Source organism: Blochmannia endosymbiont of Camponotus nipponensis (assembly GCF_009827135.1).
In the GTDB taxonomy this organism is placed as follows: Bacteria; Pseudomonadota; Gammaproteobacteria; order Enterobacterales; family Enterobacteriaceae; genus Blochmanniella.
Genome location: NZ_CP046534.1, coordinates 552,328 through 575,828 on the forward strand (window position 1 = coordinate 552,328; position 23,501 = coordinate 575,828).

Annotated in this window: 17 protein-coding genes; 11 read left to right on the top strand and 6 right to left on the bottom strand. The window is 29.2% G+C overall.

The genetic code is table 11. The annotated features are described in order from the left end of the window. The first annotated feature begins 3 nt into the window (after window positions 1–3). From ureC to upp, 4 genes are all read left to right on the top strand, one after another. A complete protein-coding gene (ureC, locus tag GN161_RS02310) occupies window positions 4–1,710 on the top strand; it encodes an urease subunit alpha (protein WP_159715183.1) in 1,707 nt (568 codons plus the stop codon). A 487-nt stretch (window positions 1,711–2,197) separates the two neighbouring features. Beyond that, a complete protein-coding gene (locus GN161_RS02315) occupies window positions 2,198–2,908 on the top strand; it encodes an urease accessory protein UreF (RefSeq protein WP_236840086.1) in 711 nt (236 codons plus the stop codon). A gap of 75 nt (window positions 2,909–2,983) precedes the next feature. Then, on the top strand, window positions 2,984–3,604 hold the full coding sequence (gene ureG, locus GN161_RS02320) for an urease accessory protein UreG (RefSeq protein ID WP_159715185.1): 621 nt from the start codon (window positions 2,984–2,986) through the stop codon (window positions 3,602–3,604). Between the two features lie 1,072 nt (window positions 3,605–4,676). Beyond that, entirely contained in the window at window positions 4,677–5,303 is a 627-nt protein-coding gene (gene upp / locus GN161_RS02330) for a uracil phosphoribosyltransferase (RefSeq protein ID WP_159715562.1), read from the top strand. Window positions 5,304–5,551: 248 nt separating this feature from the next. Here upp and bcp read toward each other — a convergent pair whose 3' ends face one another. After that, window positions 5,552–6,022 carry a thioredoxin-dependent thiol peroxidase gene (bcp, locus tag GN161_RS02335; RefSeq protein WP_159715189.1) on the bottom strand — a complete coding sequence of 157 codons (471 nt, stop codon included), beginning with the start codon at window positions 6,020–6,022 and terminating at the stop codon, window positions 5,552–5,554. 527 nt (window positions 6,023–6,549) lie between these two features. Between bcp and dapA the strand changes: the two genes are divergently transcribed. Both dapA and bamC read left to right on the top strand, forming a co-directional pair. Then, complete coding sequence (dapA, locus tag GN161_RS02340) at window positions 6,550–7,437, top strand: 4-hydroxy-tetrahydrodipicolinate synthase (RefSeq protein ID WP_159715191.1); 888 nt, start codon at window positions 6,550–6,552, stop codon at window positions 7,435–7,437. Next, entirely contained in the window at window positions 7,427–7,780 is a 354-nt protein-coding gene (bamC, locus tag GN161_RS02345; protein WP_159715193.1) for an outer membrane protein assembly factor BamC, read from the top strand. The genes dapA and bamC overlap by 11 nt, the downstream gene beginning before the upstream one ends. A 135-nt stretch (window positions 7,781–7,915) precedes the next feature. Here bamC and dapE read toward each other — a convergent pair whose 3' ends face one another. Together dapE and tkt are read right to left on the bottom strand one after the other, a co-directional pair. Beyond that, a complete protein-coding gene (gene dapE, locus GN161_RS02350) occupies window positions 7,916–9,076 on the bottom strand; it encodes a succinyl-diaminopimelate desuccinylase (RefSeq protein WP_159715195.1) in 1,161 nt (386 codons plus the stop codon). 167 nt (window positions 9,077–9,243) lie between these two features. Next, window positions 9,244–11,244: a transketolase gene (gene tkt, locus GN161_RS02355; RefSeq protein ID WP_159715197.1), complete on the bottom strand. Its 2,001-nt coding sequence runs from the start codon at window positions 11,242–11,244 to the stop codon at window positions 9,244–9,246. A 2,302-nt stretch (window positions 11,245–13,546) separates the two neighbouring features. Between tkt and cysP the strand changes: the two genes are divergently transcribed. From cysP to cysA, 4 genes are read left to right on the top strand one after another with little or no spacing between them, the layout of a single operon-like run. Further along, entirely contained in the window at window positions 13,547–14,536 is a 990-nt protein-coding gene (cysP, locus tag GN161_RS02360) for a thiosulfate ABC transporter substrate-binding protein CysP (RefSeq protein ID WP_236840131.1), read from the top strand. Beyond that, complete coding sequence (cysT, locus tag GN161_RS02365; protein WP_159715199.1) at window positions 14,536–15,369, top strand: sulfate/thiosulfate ABC transporter permease CysT; 834 nt, start codon at window positions 14,536–14,538, stop codon at window positions 15,367–15,369. Before cysP ends, cysT begins: the two co-directional genes overlap by 1 nt. Continuing rightward, a complete protein-coding gene (locus tag GN161_RS02370; RefSeq protein WP_159715201.1) occupies window positions 15,369–16,226 on the top strand; it encodes a sulfate ABC transporter permease in 858 nt (285 codons plus the stop codon). The genes cysT and GN161_RS02370 overlap by 1 nt, the downstream gene beginning before the upstream one ends. A gap of 22 nt (window positions 16,227–16,248) precedes the next feature. Next, a complete protein-coding gene (cysA, locus tag GN161_RS02375; protein ID WP_159715203.1) occupies window positions 16,249–17,316 on the top strand; it encodes a sulfate/thiosulfate ABC transporter ATP-binding protein CysA in 1,068 nt (355 codons plus the stop codon). 445 nt (window positions 17,317–17,761) lie between these two features. Here cysA and ptsI read toward each other — a convergent pair whose 3' ends face one another. The 3 genes from ptsI to cysK form a co-directional block, all read right to left on the bottom strand. Further along, window positions 17,762–19,492, bottom strand: a complete 1,731-nt coding sequence (ptsI, locus tag GN161_RS02380; RefSeq protein ID WP_159715205.1) for a phosphoenolpyruvate-protein phosphotransferase PtsI — start codon at window positions 19,490–19,492, stop codon at window positions 17,762–17,764. A 63-nt stretch (window positions 19,493–19,555) separates the two neighbouring features. Next, window positions 19,556–19,813, bottom strand: a complete 258-nt coding sequence (locus GN161_RS02385; protein ID WP_159715207.1) for an HPr family phosphocarrier protein — start codon at window positions 19,811–19,813, stop codon at window positions 19,556–19,558. Window positions 19,814–20,195: 382 nt separating this feature from the next. Next, window positions 20,196–21,143 (bottom strand): cysteine synthase A, encoded by a 948-nt coding sequence (gene cysK, locus GN161_RS02390; protein ID WP_159715209.1) that lies wholly within the window; start codon window positions 21,141–21,143, stop codon window positions 20,196–20,198. Window positions 21,144–21,524: 381 nt separating this feature from the next. Between cysK and ligA the strand changes: the two genes are divergently transcribed. Continuing rightward, entirely contained in the window at window positions 21,525–23,315 is a 1,791-nt protein-coding gene (gene ligA, locus GN161_RS02395) for an NAD-dependent DNA ligase LigA (protein ID WP_159715211.1), read from the top strand. The last annotated feature ends 186 nt before the right edge of the window (window positions 23,316–23,501 follow it).

Genomic DNA, 23,501 nt, shown 5'->3' on the forward strand with positions numbered 1-23,501 from the left:
ATTATGAATACGATATTATCTAGATATGATTATGCTTCTTTATTTGGCCCAACTGTTGGTGATTCTGTACGTTTAGCAGATACTGAATTGTGGATAAAGATAGAAAAGGATTTTACTGTTTACGGAGAAGAAGTGAAATTTGGGGGAGGTAAGGTCATACGAGATGGTATGGGTCAAGGGCAAATGAGTAGTGCAAATTGTGTTGATTTAGTATTAACTAATGCAATGATTATTGATTATTGGGGGATAGTAAAAGCAGATATTGGTATAAATAATGGTCGTATATCAGGTATTGGAAAAGCAGGAAATCCAGATGTGCAACCAGATGTAACGATATATATTGGACCAGGTACAGAAGTAATAGCAGCAGAAGGGAAAATTGTTACAGCTGGAGGTATTGATTCTCATGTTCATTTTATTTGCCCTCAACAAGCAGAAGAAGCGCTGTGTTCTGGAGTTACTACATTTATTGGAGGGGGTACTGGTCCAACAACAGGGAGTAATGCAACAACTTGTACTCCAGGCCCTTGGTTTTTATCTCGTATGCTGCAGGTAGCGGATACTTTACCTATTAATGTTGGGCTTACCGGTAAAGGTAGCGCTTCTTTACCTGATGCTTTAGAAGAGCAAATAATTGCTGGGGCGATTGGTTTAAAGGTGCATGAAGATTGGGGAGCAACGCCTGCTGTTATTGATTGTTGTTTGGATGTGGCTGATCGGTTTGATGTGCAGGTTTCTATTCATACTGATACTTTAAATGAATCAGGATTTCTTGAGGATACTGTATCTGCGATTAAGGATAGGACGATCCATGCTTATCATACTGAGGGTGCAGGTGGTGGGCATTCTCCGGATATTATACGTATGTGTGGATTTAATAATGTGTTGCCATCGTCTACTAACCCTACCATGCCTTACACTGTTAATACGATAGATGAACATTTAGATATGATGATGGTGTGTCATCATCTTGATCCCAATATTCCTGAGGATATGGCATTTTCAGAATCTAGAATTCGTAGGGAGACAATTGCAGCTGAAGATGTACTACATGATCTTGGAGCTTTGTCCATGATTTCTTCTGATTCTCAGGCTATGGGGCGAGTTGGAGAAGTTATTTTGCGTACTTGGCAGACAGCACACAAAATGAAATTACAGCGTGGTTCATTATTAGGTGATGATAAATATAATGATAATACTCGTATAAAAAGATATATAGCTAAGTATACTATTAATCCAGCAATAACTCATGGCATTTCTCATGAAGTTGGTTCTGTTGAAATTGGAAAATTAGCGGATTTAATATTGTGGTCTCCTGCTTTTTTTGGAGTTAAGCCAGAATTAATAATAAAAGGTGGTATGATTGTTGCTTCTGTTATGGGAGATCCTAATGCTTCTATACCTACTCCACAACCAGTGCATTATCGATTAATGTTTGGAGCACGTGGTAGTGCAAAACATTCTACACGTATGACATTTGTATCTCATGTTGCGTATAATTCAGAATTGATAAATTGTTTGCAGTTGGTTAGTTTGATTGGTGAAGTTTGTAAATGTAGAAATATTCAAAAAAAGCACATGATTAATAATTCTTGGCAACCAATTATTGAAGTAGATTCACAAACTTATCAAGTACGCGCAAATGGAGAGTTATTAACTTGTGATCCTGCATCTGTATTACCAATGACGCAACGTTATTTTTTGTTTTAATATGAAATAGTATTATTTCTTAATATATATGACATGTAAAATATTGTGCAGTAGTTAGATGCTGAAAATTGTCTTTTTGATTGTTAGACAATAATATAATTATAGGTACTGGTAAGTTTGATAATAATAATAAACTGTAATATAATGTATAATGTTGAGTGATATTTAGTCAATTTTTTTTTGCAGTTGTGTTGTATGATAAAAGTTATGCATGTGAGGGTATTATGGGTATTGCGTTCACAGTACATTTATTGGATAGATATTTATAGTATAAAAAATGTGAGGACTTGGTTTGAATTTTTGTATTTTTTTGTATGTGTTTTGATAGTCTGTATATTATAAGGTCGTATTATTTATCCTAATGAAATATATTTTTTATAAAATTGATTATATATGTAATATATCATGGAGTAGAAAATTGAGCTAAATTTATGATGTTTTTTACTTAAAAGAATTTAAATAAAAATAATTTTTTAATAGTTTATTGGTGATTTGTATTAAAATGGGCACTATGTATACTACTAACAACGTTAATACATTATTGTCTTTAATGCAATTAATTAGTTCTAATTTCCCCTTGGGAGGTTTTGCTTATTCACGAGGTTTAGAATCGGCTATTGAATATAAATGGGTGAATTCTATAGACGCTTTTATTGATTGGCAACAACAATGGATTGATGGACCATTGGTCTATTTAGAGTGGCCTATGCTTAAACGTTGTTATTATTATACTAAAATTAAAGATGAAATGAGTTTTTCAAAATGTGTATCACAAATATTGTCATATCGTGATACTCGAGAGTTTAGATTAGAAGAACAACAGCGTGGAAAGGCATTAACTAAAATAATACAACAATGGTATCCACTTATTGATGATAAAATTTGGTTATCAGCTTTAGAACAGAGTGGTTTAGCATCTTTATCATGGTTAGGATGTATGTGGGGTATTCCCTTAAAACATTTGGCATTAGGATATGCTTATAATATGTTAGAATCTTCTGTAATGGTGGGGTTGAAGTTGATACCTTTTGGTCAAAAAACTGCTCAGAGACTATTGAGATATTTAATAGAGTTTTTGCCGAATGCTTGGAAAAAAGCACATATGATAACAGATCATGAATTAGGAAGTAGTTTTCCATTGCAATCTATCGCATCTTCTTGCCATGAGACACAATATTCGCGATTATTCCGTTCTTAAATTACTTGATTTCAGTAGAAATGTATGTAGTATCATATATTATATGAAAGTTAATTTTGATTTTAGGAATATATTTTGTTACACTATCAACATAGTAAACCATTTCGTATAGGGGTAGGTGGTCCGGTAGGGTCAGGTAAGACTGCGTTGCTTGAAGTGTTATGTAAAAGTATGAAGGCTAATTATCAATTAGCAGTAGTGACAAATGATATTTATACTAAAGAAGATCAGCGTATTTTGACAGATGCAAATGTTTTATCGGCTGATCGTATTGTCGGTGTAGAGACTGGAGGATGTCCGCATACTGCTATTCGTGAAGATGCTTCTATGAATTTATTAGCTGTGGAAGAATTAACATGTAAATTTAAGAATTTGGACATTATTTTTATTGAAAGTGGTGGAGATAATTTAAGTGCCACTTTTAGCCCGGAATTATCAGATTTGAATTTGTATGTTATTGATGTAGCTGCAGGTGATAAGATACCTAGGAAAGGTGGACCAGGTATTACACGTTCTGATTTTTTAATAATTAATAAAATTGATTTAGCTGAGTATGTAGGAGCATCATTGGAAATCATGGCTCGAGATACAAATCATATGCGTAAAAAACTGCCATGGTCTTTTACTAATTTGAAAACAGGTTATGGTGTTCAATCTGTTATCGATTTTATTATGATGAAACGATCATTTTTATAATTTAAAATCTGATTATATTAAGAGTGTGTTGATGGTAATGTTGCCTTAATAATGGATATGTAATGACATCTATATAAATAATTAAAATATATGTATATTTTTTATTATGGTTATTTTTTGCATATTTTCATATCTTTACTTTAAAATATTTTGCAAATGGGTGTTTCTGTTTAGAAGTAAATTGTTATAAATTAAATATAGTAAGCGTTAGAGGTATAATTATATTTTATCTTTTAGTATAATAGGGTTATTATGATTGTATTTATAATAATTCCAAGCATTTATAGAAGCGTAGATTAACCTAGCAAATAACATCATAAAACTGATTAATAATATCCATTTGATAATGTGTATTTTTTTTTTTTCATGAAAATAATTAGCAATTTGTTGAAATAGTTTTAATGAAACATTTTTAGTCATAATATTATAAATTTTCTATAAAGTATATATTTTTATTTAATTATAAAGAATTGTTTGTTTTATTAGAAATATATTATTGTAGTATATATTTTGTTATGAGAAATATTATTTTTGATTTAAAAGTATTAGATTTAAATTAATAAGAATTAGTTATTTTTAAGATGATTAATTGATATGGTGTAGGAATTAATTATTTAATATTTTTTAAGTTATTTATTATGTTTTATGTTGATATAGTTAATGTTATATATAAATATATAGGTTTTTAATAATTGCTAAAATTATATTAAATATTAATAATAGGTATTTATATTTTTTGATAGGTTAATTGATGGTTTTTATATTAATTGAATTTGGATCTACACATTGTCATTATAATTTATTGTAAATATTTATTGATTTAAATAATAGTAATAGCACAAATAAATTATATTCTATCGTTTTAGTATTTAAACTTGATTGTATATGTATTAAAAATAAATAATTTAATGTATCTATGTGGTTTTTTATGTTATGAAAAAGATTCTACAAAAAAATCAATTTAATAATATCCTATATTTATCCAATAAATATAGGATATTATTATAAATTGTAATTATAAAGTGTAATTTCTCAAGGTTGAGTATTTGATTTTATGGAGAATGAAATTGATATGAAAATAGTTGAGATAAAACATCCATTAGTACAGCACAAATTAGGATTAATGCGCACTTGTGATATTAGCACTAAACGTTTTAGAGAATTATCTTCAGAATTAGGAAGTTTATTAGCTTATGTAGCTACCGATGATTTAGAGATGGAAATAGTAACTATTAAAGGATGGTGTGGGTTAGTTGAAATTTCACGTATTAAAGGAAAAAAAATAACAGTGGTACCAATTTTACGAGCTGGATTGGGTATGATGAATGGTGTGTTAGAACATCTTCCTAATGCTCGTATCAGTATAATAGGGATGTATCGTAATAAAATTACTCTTGAGCCAATTCCATATTTTCATAAATTTGTTTCTAATATTCATGCACGTATAGCTATGGTATTAGATCCTATGTTAGCTACTGGTGGATCTATAATTGCTACTGTTGATTTATTAAAAAAATTTGGATGTAATAATATAAAAGTTTTATCAATAGTAGCAGCTCCAGAAGGAATCGAAGCTTTGGAAAAAAAACATTCAGATATTGAATTATATTTGGCTTCTATAGATCAAAAAATTGATAAACACGGGTATATTATACCAGGATTTGGTGATGCCGGTGATAAAACATTTGGAACGAAATGACATATAAAAATCTTTATGTAATTTACAAAATGTTTATTTAAAAAAATTGTTCGCAGATTTTACTAAAAAATAATATGCATTGAAATAGTGTTACAAAATTTTATGATTTTTTCAATTTATTCGTTATATATTTTTCCATAATAGTTTGTCTAATTTAGATTATGTTATTAAAAATTAATAGCATCTTTTTTATATATTTTTTCTAATCTACAGGAGATGTAGATGTAAGTATGTGTATGCTTATGTGTTTATTGTGTATCATTTATATAGTTTAATATAATCTTATGATGATCAGTGGGTGTAAAACATTTAAATACTTGTTCGACAGTACCAGTTTGGTTTATTAAAAAACTGATACGATGTATGCCTTTATATGTTTTCCCCATAAATTTTTTTTCTCCCCATACTCCAAATTTCTTGGTAATTTGATTATTTTCATCAGAAAGTAAAGTGAAATTTAACGTTTCTTTTTGAGAAAATTTTAAAAGTTTTTCTGGTTCATCGTTACTAATTCCTATAATTTCTATACCCACTTTTTTGAATATATTCATATTGTTTCGTAATTTACATGCTTGTATAGTACAACCTGGTGTCATGGCTTTAGGATAGAAATAAATAAGAACTTTTTTTCCTGTAAAAGAATTAAGAGTAATAAAAATACCATTTTGGTTAGGTAAATTAAATGGTGGTGCTATATCTCCAGGTTGTAATAACTTCATATTAATATTCCTTTAATTATTAATTATATTATATAAATTGACTAACTTACAATTAATTTTAATACTATTTTTCATTTTGTATAGAATATAATTGAATTATTTAATAAAAATATTTTACATTTGTAATATAATAATGATAAAAAATTAGAGTTTAATATAAAGAAGTAAAAATTTTGTTTTAAGTGTTATTGTGCGTTTAAACATTTTTTAAAGAATCATAATTTACTTAATAATCAAAAATATAATGAAAATGGTTTTTAATTAATTTAAAATGTTAAACAGCAGTAAAAGGTATCTGTATTCACCGCATAAATATAGAATGTGATATAGAGCTGTATATCCTTCTTAAGGATATACAGCTGAATTAATTTGTTCATGTTTGTTATATAATTATAAAATTGTAAATTTTATATTTATAATATGTAGAGAATAGTTAATATTTTATTTAATTTTTTTATTATTTTTTAATAGTTACTTTTTATTGAATAAAAATGTTTTGTAGTTTTATTATTTGGAGATAATAGCTCATGTTTACGGGAAGTATAGTAGCATTAATTACCCCCATGGATTTAACAGGTGCTGTAGATAGAATGAGTTTAAAGAAACTTGTTGATCATCATGTGGCTAGTGGTACATCAGCTATTGTTTCTGTCGGTACAACTGGAGAAATGTCTGGGCTTACACATGAAGAACACGTTGACGTAGTGATGTGGACTTTAGAGTTTAGCGATGGTAGATTGCCTGTTATAGCAGGTACTGGTGCAAATTCGACTGTAGAAGCTGTTGCATTAACCAATAAATTTAATGGTAGTAATATAGCAGCTTGTTTAAGTGTCACTCCTTATTATAATCGTCCTAATCAAGAAGGGTTATTTCAACATTTCAAAGCTATCTCGGAAAGTACAGAATTACCACAGATATTATATAATGTTCCGATACGCACTGGTTGTGATATGTTGCCTGTAACTGTTTCTCGTTTAGCAAAGATAAAAAATATAGTCGGTATTAAAGAAGCAACAGGAAATTTAAGTCGAGTAAATCAATTAAAACAATTAGTGCATGAAGATTTTATGTTATTAAGTGGAGATGATGTAAGCGCATTAGATTTTATGAAATTGGGGGGTTCGGGGGTAATTTCTGTTACAGCAAATGTCGCGGCAAAGGAAATGGCTGAGTTGTGTAAATTAGCAAATGAAAATGATTTTTCACATGCGCAACATATTAACCGTAAATTGATACCTGTGCACCAAGCATTATTTATTGATTCTAATCCTATACCAGTGAAGTGGGCTTGTAAGGAATTAGGATTGATATCACATTATACTTTACGTTTACCTATGACCTCTTTATCTGAAGTACATCGTAATGTGTTAAAGAAAGCTTTAATTAATGCAGGATTATTTCATGTTAAATGAAATTACAAGTAACCCCTTATATAAGGGTGATTATTTTAATTTTTTAGAGATTTTTTTGTGTGTGATATTATTGTCAGGTTGTTCTTTTGGACCATATCAGGAAGATCGTTGTAGACTTAATGGTAATTTAGGGTATTTAAATACTACACCCTTGGCTGAATTAAATTTACCAGAAGATTTGGATGTTATATTACCCATATCATATGATGACTATGTTGTCCCTGTTATCAAAAAATTTAATTCTAGTACTCAAAAAGTAGGTAAGCAATTGAATATATGTCCTCCATCAGTCTTATCTACAGATATATTGCATGAATCTTGTTTGATTAACATTGAAGATTAATTTTGGAGTTAAATCTGCATCTTGTATACCTTTATCTTTGGATGTGCGCAGAGTATTGTATAAAAACGATAATTATATAATGATGATTATACACAACCAATCTTAGCATTTTTGTGATATATTATGAGATTAATATTAATCATGTGTTAGTAGTATATCTTCTATGATCTTTTGATATATAGAATGAAGTAATTTTAAATCGATTAGATCGATATACTCGTTGATTTTATGAATAGTATGATTACGTGCGCCTAATTCTATGACTTCTGCTCCCATCTTAGCAATAAAGCGTCCATCAGAAGTACCGCCTGTAGTTTCTAAGCGAGGTGTAAATTTTTGATAATATTTCACTGCATTGATTACAACATTAGTTAATTTTCCAGGTTTGCTAAAATAAGGTTCTGCAGAAAGTTTCCAATCAACATGATAATTTAAAGTATGGTGTCTGAATATTTCATTCGTATACTTTTTAATTTTATTAATAGGACATTTGTCATTAAATCGAAAATTACAGTTTAGTATAACGTTTTGAGGTATGACATTATTGCTATTATTATTGTTATTAGTATAAATATTGCTAATTTGAACAGCAGTAGGAGGAAATAATCTACTTATTTCTTTGTCCCATGTAGTTTTTAAGAGATTTGATAATGCTGGAATAACTAAATGTATTGGATTTTTAGAAAATTGAGGATACGCTACATGTCCTTGTGTCCCGTGTATTGTTAATTTCGCAGTAAGTGAACCGCGTCTTCCATTTTTTATAACATCGCCTAATTGTTGTTGACTAGATGGTTCACCTACTATGCAATAATCTATGTGTTCGTTGCGCATTATTAGAGTATCTACAACTTTTGTGGTTCCGTTGATACCAGTTCCTTCTTCGTCAGAAGTGATGAGAAACGCAAGTCGTCCTTGGTAATTAGAATTTTGAGTGATGAAATTGTTAGCCGCTACTAACATAGCTGCTAACGCGCCTTTCATATCCACTGTACCTCTTCCATTTAATGTATTATCATTGATTAATCCTGAAAACGGGGGGTAATTCCAACACTGCAGATCTCCAGGATCTACCACATCAGTATGCCCGATAAATAATAATGTGCGTTTTTGATTTCTTTTACAACTATGAAATGCCCAAAGATTAAGAGTATCATTAAAATGCATTAGTTCTATATTAAAACCTAGTTTTTGTAAATAATTTGTAATAATTTCATGACAAATATGATGTTTGGGGTTTACTGAAGGTTGCTGAATTAATTTTTGAGCTAGTGTTATTAGCGGTGAATCATTCATGTAGTATTTTCCTAATTACAATAGTTGTGCTTAGTACGGTATCGCAAGTTCAATATCACATATGATTGAATATACATTCAATCATATGTGATATTGAAATAATAAATTATTCATATTTATAAGCATATAAAATTTGTTTATGAAACTGCATGTTTTTGATTGCCTGTTTATTTAAGATTTTTTAATAGTTTATATGATTTTTTGATTATATAATCTACAGTAAAGTCAAAAAATTTAAATAATTGATTTGATGGAGCTGATTTTCCAAATGTATTCATGCCGATAATTTCACCATATAATCCAACATATTTATACCAATAATCAATACTGCTAGCTTCAATAGCTATTCTATTAATTACTGCATTTGGTAATATGTATTCACGGTATGATTTATCTTGCCGATCAAATATGTTAGTAGAAGGTAAAGAAATAACTCGTATTTTGTAGCCCTCTTCAGTTAAGCGATAGTATGAATTTATTGCTAATGTTATTTCTGATCCAGTAGCAATTATAATTAATTCAGGGATATTTTGACAGTCTTTAAGAATGTATCCCCCACGAGCAATGTTATTAATTTGAGTTTCTGTGCGTTCTTGTTGCATGAGATTTTGTCTTGATAAAATCAGTGCGGTTGGTCCGTGATGTTCGATTGCTGCTTTCCAGGCGACAGCTGTTTCTACTTGATCACAGGGACGCCATACTATTAGATTTGGAGTCATGCGTAAATTGGCTAATTGTTCTATAGGTTGATGAGTCGGGCCGTCTTCCCCTAATCCAATAGAATCATGAGTATAAATCATGATATGGTGGCTATTCATTAATGCTGCCATACGAACAGCATTACGTGCATACTCAACAAATGTTAAAAATGTAGCAGTGTAGGGTAAAAAGGTTCCGTAATGAGCAATTCCATTTGCAATTGCAGTCATTCCAAATTCGCGTACACCATAATGAATGTAATTTCCGGCAGGATTTTTTATAATAGAAGAAGATTGAGAGCAAGTGGTTAAATTGCTAGGTGTTAAATCTGCTGATCCACCAAAAAGTTCTGGTAATTTTTTAGAAAAGGATTCAATTACAATTTGAGAAGCGTGACGTGTAGCAATGTTTTGAGGATTCATTTGTAAATTTGTAATGAATTTTTGTGTTTTTTTATGCCAATTATCAGGTAATTTTCGTTGTATTCGTCTTATTAGTTCTTTTGCTAAATTAGGATAAGTGATTTCGTATTTATAAAATAGTTGTTGCCAAGTATCTTCTTTTGTTTGACCTAGTATAGTAGCATTCCATAGTTTATATATTTCTTTTGGTATAATAAATTGAGGCTCATTCCAATGAAGTGCTTTTCGAGTGGCGGCAACTTCTTCTTCTCCTAATGGTGCGCCGTGGGCGTTGTGTGTTCCGCTTTTATTTGGAGCTCCAAAAGCAATAATAGTATTGCATATTAATAACGATGGTTTGTCTAATATGGCTTTGGCTTGATCAATCGCAACTTTAATCGCGTTTCTATTATGGCCATCTATATTACGTATTACATGCCATCCATAAGATTCAAAGCGCATGGCAGTATTATCCGTAAACCATTCTGTTACATCTCCGTCTATAGAGATTCCGTTATTATCATAAAACATAATTAATTTATTTAGTTTCATAGTTCCGGCTAACGCGCAAGCTTCATGTGAAATACCTTCCATCATGCATCCGTCTCCTAAAAATACATAGGTATAATGGTTAATGATATTAAATTGCGCGCGATTGAATTGAGCTGCTAGTGTGCGTTCAGCAATGGCGAATCCTACAGCATTAGCGAGACCTTGTCCTAATGGACCTGTTGTAACTTCAACTCCCTCAGTGTGTCCGTATTCTGGATGGCCCGGTGTTTTAGAATGTAATTGTCTAAAATTTTTTAGATCTTCTATAGATATGTTGTATCCAGTTAAGTGTAGTACGCTATAAAGTAACATTGACCCGTGTCCATTAGATAAAACAAATCGATCTCTATTAATCCAATTTGGATTGTTAGGGTTATGATTTAAGTAGTCTCTCCATAGTACTTCAGCGATATCGGCCATCCCCATGGGACATCCTGGATGTCCAGAATTAGCTCGTTGTATGGCGTCTATGCTTAATATACGTATAGCATTAGCTAATATTCTTTCTGATAACATAAAGTGTGTTCCTATGTTGAATATTTTAATTAAAAGAAAATTTTTCTGTTGATTCCTAGAGAATTTTTGAATACATGAAGTTAATTTTTTTATATGCTCATTTTATTAGATTATGTTATAAAAAAATTGATTGATATACGGAAATAGGTTTTTTATAAAATTTTATTTCTAAAAGGAAATATTCTATATTTGATAGGCTGTGCATGAAAGTTTAATGATTTTTTGTTATTTAAATAGCAATGGTTATATAATTATATTTGTTTATGTCTATGGGTTTTTAGTTGCATTATAATTAAAGTTTATAATGATATTATTAAAACAATAGTGTTTATGGTTAAGATAATTCGTATTTATTATCCACATATCCAGGGTAGTTATAAAAATTTTTATTTGCTGAATAAATGAAATCTATTATGCCAATTATAAATGAGCCCTACAATTGAAACAACTAAAGGTATATATAATTTAGCGTACACGTACTTTTGAGTCAAGGGGAATAAAAATTATTAAATTAATCCGGAGATGAGATATTTCTAATTTTTTCTATTGTCTTAGTGTTTATTTAATAAGAATAATTATTAGAAATTTTAATAAAAATAATAATAATGAAATGCTCTTTTGTATCTGGTTGTAGATAGACTTTTATGAGTTTACGATACTTTTATTATTATAACTTCTTTTTGGAAGGGGGGTAATTTATTTCTACTTCTATAGAAATGCGTTTAAAACATTGTCTAAAACATTAGCGTTAATATTAGTTATTAATGTATTGCTCGTATCAATTGTATGAGGATCAACACTATCATTCCCCTCTTTAAGATATTCTAAAGTATATTTAAGCGATGTGCCATAAGAATTAAAAAGAATTCTTTTCAAAAGGTAAGTAATAAATGGAGAATGATAGCATTGTTTGGATTGCAGTAATAAATGATATCAATATTCACGTTGTTCTTTACAACTTCAGAAAATTTTTAACTGTTTAATTGATTCATTGTTGACTCTGTGTGATGTTATAGTTGAATGGTGTTCATGATATTTAAAATTAGTTTAAATTTATAAAATATAATTTATTTATCATTAAATATTATGCAATCATATATTTTATATTTATAAAAATGTGTTTTATTGGAAACAGATATGTATTATCTATAATTTTGTATTATACATCACAATATGATATGTAGAGACTGTATATATTTAAAAAATGATTTGTTAATTAGTATATAAAATATAATTTTTTATATTCAATTTTTTATTAGAATAGTAAATTTATTATAATTAATAGTAATTAATATTTAGATGTAATTTTTGATTGGAATAATTATAAAGATCACGATGATGTGGTAGTATTTTTAATATTCAATTAGTATAATTATTAATTTTTAGGGGTAGATAATAATGTATATATTATATGATTGCATATTATAATATGTAATCATAGATGTTACAGTATATATTTTATACTATATAATTTTTGTTTAAAATCATATGGACAATTTAATATTTTATTTTTTGTATTATATGATCTTTGGTACGTAAAAATTTACATGATTATGTAAAACAGAATTAATTAATAGCGTGATAATGTTTAAATTTATTTATAACAGCGATTTTTATTTTAAAAGAGTATATTTTTAGATCGTAATTATCATACAAATTTAACTCTAGTTGTAATTAGAGTTGTTTAATTATATAAAAAGCAATTAATTATATTAATGGGGTTATGTGCAGAAAATAATTATTTTTTTATAATAAAAAGATTTTAGTTATAATTATAATAATTAATAATTATAATTCGATGTTTTGATGGTATTGATGATTCTATATATGCTATATAGAATCATTTTTTAATTATCTATTAATTTTATAAAATATTATTTTATGTATCTTAAAAAGAAATAGAATAATATTCTATTTCTATGTTATTGTAAATTATAATATTGAATATGGTAGTTCTTTTGTAGATAATAGTACGGATGATATTTATTTAATAAAAATTATTAAATAAACTACTATATTTATAGTGATTTATTTTTTTGTAATATGTGAAAAACATAAATTTTCATTAATTAATAATTCAGCGGTATTAAAGTTAATTTGTACAATAAAAGATATTATTTATATATTAATAATTAGTTACAAAAATTCATATGTAAATATAAAATTTATGGACGGGCTATGTTGCAATTATATGTATATTATATGAGATATTATTTTAACTGAAAGAATAATTTCTATTTGGACGGATGTGTTTGTGTGTAGATATATAATTATTATACATATTATTTTAAAATTCATTAAAATAATAGTGTTATTGTGTTATGTTTTTCATATTCCAGTCTATGGAAGGATTTTATTAAATAGTTCGTATGATGTATCTAGAGAATTATTTATAGAAATTAATTCTGATTTTATTAAATATTGGAAGGATAAGTGTCCTGAAGATACATTGGTTATTCGTCAATCTCATGCAGGATCTACCAGACAAGCTATGGCTATATTACAAGGTCTGCGTGCAGATGTAGTCACTTATAATCAAGTAATAGATGTACAAATTTTATATGAACGCGGACACTTGATTCCTGAAGATTGGCAGAATAGGTTGCCACATCGTAGTTCACCATTTTATTCTACCATGGCTTTCTTGGTGCGACGAGGAAACCCAAAAGGAATTTATAATTGGTATGATTTAACTAATGAAGGGTTGAAAATAGTATTTCCTAATCCCAAAACTTCTGGTAATGGACGTTATACTTATTTAGCTGCTTGGAATGTGTTTTTGAAAAATAATGACGGAAATATATTGCAAACTCGAGTTTGGATGGAAAAATTTTTAAAAAATGTAATAGTGTTTGATACTGGAGGACGTGCTGCGACCTCTACTTTTGTTGATCGTAAGCAAGGAGATGTATTAATTAATTTTGAATCCGAAATAAAGTTAGTTCAAAGGCAGTATGGGTCTGATAATTATGAGGTTATTATGCCGACACCGAATATTTTAGTTGAATTCCCAGTAACTTGGATAGATAAAAATGTTATTCGCAATGGCACGGAGGATATAGCGCGTGCTTATTTAGCTTATCTTTATACTCCTTCAGCGCAGAAGATTATTACTAAGTTTGGATATCGTGTAAACATAGCCGATATTATGAAAGTATATCAGAATAGATCTTTTGAGGCTCAATTATTTAGAATAGAGGATCAAGAATGTGGTAATTGGAATACTATTATGAACACGCACTTTAAGCGTGGTGGTGAATTGGATCAATTGTTATCAATAGGACGTCGTTAATGTTATTTTTTTCAGTTAAATATACGTTACCTGGGTTCGGAATAGCATTTGGCAGTAGTTTGTTATTTGTTTGTTTAGTTATATTATTACCTTTAAGTGCTTTGATTATGCAACTCGCTCATATGAGCTTATCTCAATATTGGGATGTAATTACGGACCCAGCATTATTAGTCTCTTATAAAATCACTTTATTAGCTGCTGGATCAGCAACATTATTTAATGCTATTTTTGGTATGTTAGTATCATGGGTGGTAACTAGATATCAATTTCCTGGTCAAAAATTATTAGATGCATTAATGGATTTGCCTTTTGCTTTACCTACAGCAGTAGCAGGGTTAACTTTGGCGACATTGTTTTCAACATCAGGTTGGTATGGTAACTGGTTGTCTAGAGTAGGTATTACAGTATCTTATACGTGGATAGGAATATCTATTGCGATGATTTTTACTAGTATTCCATTCGTAGTGCGAACTGTACAACCGGTGTTGGAGGAATGTACTGTAGAATATGAAGAGGTAGCAGAAACTCTTGGAGCGGATTATTGGCAAATTTTTTATAATGTAATTTTTCCAGAATTGGCGCCGGCTTGGTTATCTGGTGTAGTGTTATCGTTTGTACGTAGTTTAGGTGAATTTGGTGCGGTAATTTTTATAGCGGGAAATATTGCCTGGAAGAATGAAGTTATATCGTTAATTATTTTTATTCGTTTGCAGGAATTTGATTATCCAGCAGCTAGTGCTGTTGCTTCTGTAATTTTAATTATTTCTCTATTATTATTATTTCTTACTAATATATTTCAATTACGAATAAGCCGAAGGTTTAAAGGGTCTTAATGATAAGCATATTAAAGCATTGTGTTAATAGAAATAGTAATAGCTATAACAATAATATTAAATGGAATCAATGGATTTTAATTATTGTAACTATGTTTATTTCGATAATATTATTGTTAGTGCCTTTAATTATGATTTTTGTGGCTGCTTTTTCAGAAGGTTTTAAAATAGTGATAATAAATTTAATAAATTCAGAAATGGTACATGCCGTTTTTTTAACAATTGTTGTAGCGTTATTTACGGTACCTATTAATGTATTTTTTGGTGTGTTAATAGCTTGGTTAGTAACTCGTTTTAAATTTTATGGAAGACAGTTGTTATATATTTCTTTAAATATACCTATTGCTGTTTCTCCTGTAATTGCTGGTTTATTATATTTATTATTTTATACGAATAATAATATAATAGTAAATTGGCTTAATTTATATGATATACAAATAATATTTACATGGATAGGATTAGTATTAGTTACTATTTTTGTTACTTGTCCTTTTGTAGTACATGAGCTGGTTCCTGTAATGATTAATCAAGGAAAACAGGAAGATGAGGCAGCGATACTTCTTGGAGCATCTGGTTGGATGATGTTTCGTTATGTTACTTTTCCAAATATTCGTTGGGCTTTATTATATGGAGCTATTCTTACTAATGCTCGCGCTATTGGTGAGTTTGGAGCGGTATCTATAGTATCGGGGTTAATACGTGGTGAAACATATACTTTATCATTATATGTAGAATTATTATATCACGATTATAACATTGTAGGTGCATTTGTTGCTGCATCGTTATTAGCTTTCATTTCAATTATTATGTTGTTTATAAAGAATTATTTACAAAGTCGTTTAAAATATATTAATTAATATTATGGATTCAGGATAATACATGAGTATTGAGATAGATGGAATCACTAAGTTTTTTGGTCATGATAAAATATTGACTAATATTTCTTTACATATCGAATCTGGAGAAGTAATAGCGTTATTAGGGCCATCTGGTTCTGGTAAAACAACATTATTGCGTATTATTGCTGGGTTAGAACATCATAATAGCGGTGTTTTACGTTTTAGAGGTAAAGATGTAAGTCAACTTAATGCACGTGATCGTCGTGTTGGTTTTGTTTTTCAAAATTATGCTTTGTTTCGTCATATGACAGTATCAGATAATATTTCTTTTGGTATAAGAATGCTACCACGTCGTAATCGTCCAAGTTCTAATCTAATTAGTAAAAAAGTTACACAATTATTAAATATGGTACAACTGGGACATTTAGCAAATAGATACCCTATGCAGCTTTCTGGGGGGCAAAAGCAACGTGTAGCTTTAGCTCGTTCTTTAGCAATTGAACCAGAAATTTTGCTATTAGACGAACCATTTGGCGCATTAGATACTCAAGTGCGAAAAGAATTACGTCGTTGGATTCGTACGCTACATAATGAATTTAAGTTCACTAGTGTTTTTGTCACTCATGATCAAGAAGAAGCTATGGAAGTGGCTAATAGAATAGTAGTTATGAATAGAGGAATCATTGAGCAAATAGGTACTCCTAAAGATATTTGGTGTCTTCCGGCGACTCGTTTTGTTTTAGAGTTTTTAAGCGAAGTTAATTGTATTCAAGGGGTAGTGTGTGGATCGGAATTGTTTATTGGGTCTTATCATTGGGCTTTACCATATATGCCTGCTTTGCAAGGAAAAGTAGAATTGTTTTTTCGTCCATGGGAAATGGATATTAGCAAGGAATCTAATGTGTTATATCCATTACCGGCTAAGATTGTTAATGTTAGTTTACATGGTTATTATTGGCAATTGAGTGTAGAACCTTTAGGTTGGCATCAAGATTTATTGACTATAATTTTAGGAATTAAGGACATTTTTGGTGTTCCAGAATGTGGCGTATGTTGTTATTTAAGTGGTCGTAATGCACGAATATACTCAGGAGAGATACTATTGTGATTTTTTGATATCTTGTGCATTATATAGGATGTGTAGGATGGATGAGTATAGATTAATATACTATTAATTTATATATGTTGTATTGATATAAGGGTAAATGATTAGTGGTTTTTATATTTTAGCGTTGTGTATGTAAATATTGGTTTTATCCATAAGTTTGTGATTTTTAAAGTGTCTATTTCAGCAGATTGTGAGAAATTCTGTAAGGTTATATAGAGAGAGTGAAATAAAAATTTTTAATATATTTTGTATCTGTATAGTAAAGATATATATTTATATATATTATATAAATTATTTTATGTATTTGTTAAATGTGTGCATAGACGTAGGTTTGATTTTTTTTTGATAATCATGTAATCGATAATAATTTATAGAAATTATAAATATTTTGGTGTTTAAAATTGTACATTTATAATGTTTATTGTTTCAATGGAACATGATGTTATCATTTTTGATTGTCATTCAATTTGTGCATATTTGCAAGTAAATGTATTAATGATTCTGTGGTGGAATAATTTAGTGCTTTTTGTGCTATTTTTTTTGCATCGTGATAATATGAGCTACGGATTATTTTTTTGATACGTGGAATAGATATAGAGCTCATACTGAATTCATCTAGCCCCATTCCCAATAGTAGCAGGGTAGTTCTTTCATCTCCTGCCATTTCTCCGCACATAGCTGTCCATTTTCCTTCAGCATGTGAGGCTTCGATGACTTGTTTAATCAATATTAAAATAGACGGAGATATAGGATTATATAGATGAGAAATTAATTTGTTGCCGCGATCTACTGCAAGAGTATATTGAGTTAAATCATTAGTTCCAATACTAAAAAAATCTACTTCTTTAATTAAATGATGAGCTATGATTGCAGAAGCAGGAGTTTCAATCATAATACCTACTTTAATATTTTCGTCAAATTTTTTATTTTCTTTGCGAAGTTGTGTTTTTAAAAAATTTAATTCTGTGTTTAAAGCTTTTATTTCTTCTACCGAGATAATCATAGGATACATTATGCGTAATTTCCCAAAAAAAGAAGCTCGTAAGATAGCACGTAATTGAGTATGTAATATATCTTTTCTATCTAACATAATGCGAATTGCGCGCCATCCAAGGAATGGGTTTTCTTCGTGTGGGAGATGCATGTATGGTAAATTTTTATCACCTCCAATATCCATGATACGTATAACTACTGCTTTGTTAATCATTGATTCGGCTGCATTTTTATAAGCTTTAAATTGTTCTTCTTCTGTAGGTAATGTATTACGATTCATAAATAAAAATTCAGTTCTATATAATCCTATGCCTGCAGCTCCATGTTTTTTAGCTCTAATTATATCATGTATCGTACCAATATTGGCGCATATTTGCACTTGATGTCCATCAAGAGTAATAGTTGGGAGATTCTTTAATTTGGTTAGTTCATATTTTTCAGAAATATATTTCTTTTTTAATGCGTTGAGATTTTCAATAGTTTTTGGAGTTGGATTAATGTAAATTTTATTATTTAAAGCATCGAGTATTATAAAGTCTCCATTAGAAACTTGTTTTGTGATAACACCAGTTCCTACAATAGCTGGTAATTCTAAAGAACGCGCCATAATAGAGGTATGTGAGGTATTGCCACCAGCATCAGTAATAAATCCTAACACTTTTTTTAAATTTAATTGAGCAGTTTCTGATGGGCTAAGATCTACTGCAATAATGATTACTTCTTCATTAATAGCATTTAAATCAACAATTGGGATGCCTAGAATATTCTTTAATAAGCGATTTCCAATGTCTCGTACATCAGTAGAACGTTCTTTTAAGTATTCGTCTTCTAGTTGTTCTAAGGCTTTTGCTTGAGCTTCAATTACTGAATGTACGGCAGCATCGGCACTAAATAGCTCTTCTTTGATAAGAGTGATAATATCTTGTTCAAGTTCTTCATCTTCTAGTAATATAATATGGCCTTCAAAAATAGCTTCTTTTTTTGTGTTTAATTGTTTTTTTACTTTCTCTTTAATTTTTTTTAATTGTTTGGATGTTTCAGCGCGTCCGGAAAGAAACCGATTGATTTCTCGATCAATGGTATCAATGTTAATTTTTTTTGAATTAATGAGAATTTTTTTTTCTTGTAATAGCAACGCTTTTCCGAAGGCGATGCCAGGTGATACTGAGATTCCTGAAATCATAATTCTACCTGCATTAGAGTCATAAATAGTTTATATCTGTAATTGATTGGTTAATGTTTTGTATTATTTAAGTTCAGCAATGAATTTAATTAAATGTTGTACTGCTTGCTCGGCATCTGTACCATTAGCGGAAATGACAATTATAGATCCTTTACTTAAACCTAGTGTTTGTAGTTTAAATAAACTTTTAGCATTTGCTTTTTTTCCATTAGATATTACTGTAATTTCAGAATTAAAGTTTTTTGCTTCTTTTACAAATTGAGTAGCTGGCCGAGTATGCAAACCATTGGCAGCAGTAATTATAATTTCTTTTTGATACATTTTTATCTCCATTTAATTAAAATAACATGATGAAAATAACGTTTCACTCGAATTTATTAAATTGAAACTTTTTTTTATGAATGTAGGCGAGTGAAAATATTATATTAAATTATTTCTAATTTTTTTTATTCCTTCTTTTATGTATATCACATTCAAAATAGAATATGAACTAAAGATATTTTTTCATAAATTCTTAAAATTTTTAGGATATTAGAAAATATAGTATTCTATTTACATAATGTAATTAATTCAATGTTTTTATAAATTTCTTAAAGAATAAAAAAATATATAACGTTTTATCTGTGTAAAACAAACATAGAAAACACTTTAAACAAGCGTTTTCTACGTTATTTAACATTAATAGAAAAATAGATTTCTATTGTTATAGGTTTGAGAATAATACGGTACTTAAATATCGTTCAGCAGATGATGGGAGTACAACCACTATATTTTTGGTAGCGTAAGCTTTATTTTTTTGTAATTCTATTGCTGCTGCTAGTGCAGCACCTGAAGAAATACCAGCTAAAATTCCTTCTTTTTCCATTAAATGCTTAGCATAGCTAATAGCTGCATCTATACTTACTGTTTCTACGTGATCAATTACAGTTAAATCAAGATTTTTTGGAATAAAACCAGCACCGATACCTTGGATTTTATGCGGTGCTGGTTTTATACTTTGTCCGGATAATGTCTGTGTAATTATTGGAGAATCTTTTGGTTCTACTGCAACAATAATAATTTTTTTATTTTTTTTTGTATGTTTAAAAAATCTTCCAACTCCTGTGATAGTGCCTCCTGTGCCAACTCCGGCTACAAATATGTCTATTTTTCCATTAGAATCGTTCCAAATTTCAGGTCCTGTGGTTTTTTCATGAATTTCTGGATTTGCAGGGTTATTAAATTGTTTTAATAATAAATAACGTTTAGGATCAGAAGCTGCAATCTCTTCTGCTTTGGCGATAGCTCCTTTCATTCCATTGTGTCCTGCTGTTAATATAATTTTAGCCCCTAAAGCTTTAATTAATTTAAGGCGTTCGATACTCATATTTTCTGGCATGGTTAAGGTTAATTTGTAATGTCGTGCAGCCGCGACATAAGCTAGAGCAATTCCGGTGTTACCGCTGGTTGCTTCTATAAGTTTTGTGTTTGGTTGCAGTAAATTTTTTTTTTCTGCATCCCAAATCATGTTAGCGCCAATACGACATTTAACACTAAAGCTAGGATTTCTAGATTCGATCTTAGCCATAATATAACCATTACCAATGTTATTAAGCCGGACTAATGGAGTATGACCGATAGTGTAAGAATTATCTTGATAAATTTTATACATGCTTAATTTTCCTCAGTCGTCATGTGTCATTATATAATATGTTTGTTTTGAAGTTGAATATCTTATTAAAGATAGTCTGGATTAAATAAAATATGAACTTTTGCACCCTGATATAAATATTAGAAGTTAATTAATTATTACATATTATTTTACATGTACGTATATTTAATTAATATCAATAATATTGATATCATGTTTTTAAGATATAAATAATTTATGACAGTTAATTGAATATTATTGATATTTAAGTAATCAGTTACAATAGATAATCATATGTCTAAAACATTAGTATCATAAACTGTTAATCGCATATAAATGTAAAGAATCATTTTGAGTGTAGATTAATTATTAAAAACTTATATCGTTGAGATACCACATATTATGAAATTTGTTAAACAAAAAATAAAAAACTTAAGAAAAAAGTTACATCATTGGGAATTTTTATATTACACAAAAAATGAATCTGCAGTATCTGATGAAAAATATGATGCAATATTAGCAGAATTAAATCAGTTAGAAAAAATTTATCCACATTTGATTACAGAAAATTCTCCTACTCAATGTATAGGGGGTGTTTTGCAACAAAATTTTAATAAAATACGGCATAAGGCGCCAATGTTGTCTTTAAATAGTATTGTTGACGCATCTCAATTGTTTTTATTTGATAAACGAACAAAAATTAAACTTAATGATAATCACATTATGTCATATTGTTGTGAGCTGAAAATAGATGGAGTAGCGGCTAGTTTATTATATAAAGAAGGGAAATTGATTTGTGCGGCAACTCGAGGTGATGGAAGAATTGGGGAGGATATTACCAAGAATATAAGCACTATTAGTTCGGTACCCATGTATTTAAAAATTGATACTAATAACCATTATAGTCTACCATATTTATTAGAGATCAGAGGAGAAGTATTTATATCTAAGTTATGTTTTTTGAAATTGAATAGAATAACAACGCAACAAGGTAATAAACCTTTTTCTAATGCAAGAAACGCTGCTTCTGGTTCATTGCGTCACTTAGATCCTAGTATCACAGCTAAACGTCCATTGAGTTTTTATTGTTATGGTATCAGCGATTATTCTGGAGGGCAAGAGTTACCAGATAGTCATTTGAAACGATTGCAGTTATGTAAGAACTGGGGGTTACCAATTAGTAATCATATTTGTTTAGTTAGAGGAGTTGACAAAGTATTAGAGTATTATTCTTATATAAAAAAAATACGAGCTGATTTAGAGTTTAATATTGATGGAATAGTTGTTAAAGTAAACAACTGTAAATATCAGGCTAAATTAGGTTGTAGTTTTAAAGCCCCTAATTGGGCGTTTGCTTATAAATTTCCTATGGATATAAGGTGTACTAAGGTGGAAAATGTTATTTTCCAGGTTGGGCGAACAGGTATTATTACGCCAATAGCTTATTTGAAACCTATTATACTTTCTGATGTTACAATAAGAAAAGTAAATATTTATAATATAAATGAAGTTAAGAGACTGGGATTAATGATTGGTGATACAGTTCGTATACAAAGATCTGGCGATGTTATTCCTAAAATTTTAGAAGTAGTTTTGTCAGAACGTGCTGCTAATCATGTAAAAGTTATAGAATTACCGAAGGTTTGCCCGGTATGTGGATCTACTATTAGAACATGGTATCATCAATCAGTATTGCGCTGTACGTCCGGATTAGCATGTCTTGCTCAAAGAAAAGCAACACTAGAACATTTTGTTTCCAGAAAAGCAATGAATATTTGTGGTATGGGAAATAGAGTTATTGAACAATTAGTTAGTCGACAGTTGATATCTACTCCGGTTGATTTTTTTCGTTTAAATAAAAATAAGTTACTTTGTTTAGAAGGATGTGGGATAGAATATACTGAACGTTTATTAAGAGCTATTGAGAATTCTAAAAAAATTACTTTGGCTCGTTTTATTTATGCATTAAGCATTCATGGTGTAGGTGAAATAGTAGCTAATAATTTAGCCGTTGTATATAGAAATATTGAAAATGTGGTTGCTGCTGATTTACAGTCATTATCTAATGTAAAAAATGTAGGACCAATTATAGCTAATAATATATATTATTTTTTTAAAAACCCAGATAATTTGAAAAATGTTCAGGATTTAATTGATCCTGCTATTGGGATTCAACTAAGTAGTATTATTTGAGTAATTAAATGATATGAAACAATAGGTATTGTTAAAACTAAAATAGCGTGTGTCATTGAAACATCTTTAGATAAATTTTCAAGATTTCTAGATTAGATTGATTAAATGAATATTTTATTACCTCCTCAGAAGATGTGTTTTTTGTGCTGCATTATGAGATGCATGTATTATGTGAGAATGTGTAAC

Bases quoted from the DNA above. Each gene is read 5' to 3' on its own strand.
- ureC (WP_159715183.1), top strand. From the start codon at position 4: ATGAATACGATATTATCTAGATATGATTATGCTTCTTTATTTGGCCCA.
- cysA (WP_159715203.1), top strand. From the start codon at position 16,249: ATGAGTATTGAGATAGATGGAATCACTAAGTTTTTTGGTCATGATAAA.
- cysK (WP_159715209.1), bottom strand. From the start codon at position 21,143: ATGTATAAAATTTATCAAGATAATTCTTACACTATCGGTCATACTCCA.
- upp (WP_159715562.1), top strand. From the start codon at position 4,677: ATGAAAATAGTTGAGATAAAACATCCATTAGTACAGCACAAATTAGGA.
- bcp (WP_159715189.1), bottom strand. From the start codon at position 6,022: ATGAAGTTATTACAACCTGGAGATATAGCACCACCATTTAATTTACCT.
- GN161_RS02385 (WP_159715207.1), bottom strand. From the start codon at position 19,813: ATGTATCAAAAAGAAATTATAATTACTGCTGCCAATGGTTTGCATACT.
- bamC (WP_159715193.1), top strand. From the start codon at position 7,427: ATGTTAAATGAAATTACAAGTAACCCCTTATATAAGGGTGATTATTTT.
- cysT (WP_159715199.1), top strand. From the start codon at position 14,536: ATGTTATTTTTTTCAGTTAAATATACGTTACCTGGGTTCGGAATAGCA.
- tkt (WP_159715197.1), bottom strand. From the start codon at position 11,244: ATGTTATCAGAAAGAATATTAGCTAATGCTATACGTATATTAAGCATA.
- dapE (WP_159715195.1), bottom strand. From the start codon at position 9,076: ATGAATGATTCACCGCTAATAACACTAGCTCAAAAATTAATTCAGCAA.
- GN161_RS02370 (WP_159715201.1), top strand. From the start codon at position 15,369: ATGATAAGCATATTAAAGCATTGTGTTAATAGAAATAGTAATAGCTAT.
- ptsI (WP_159715205.1), bottom strand. From the start codon at position 19,492: ATGATTTCAGGAATCTCAGTATCACCTGGCATCGCCTTCGGAAAAGCG.
- ligA (WP_159715211.1), top strand. From the start codon at position 21,525: ATGAAATTTGTTAAACAAAAAATAAAAAACTTAAGAAAAAAGTTACAT.
- dapA (WP_159715191.1), top strand. From the start codon at position 6,550: ATGTTTACGGGAAGTATAGTAGCATTAATTACCCCCATGGATTTAACA.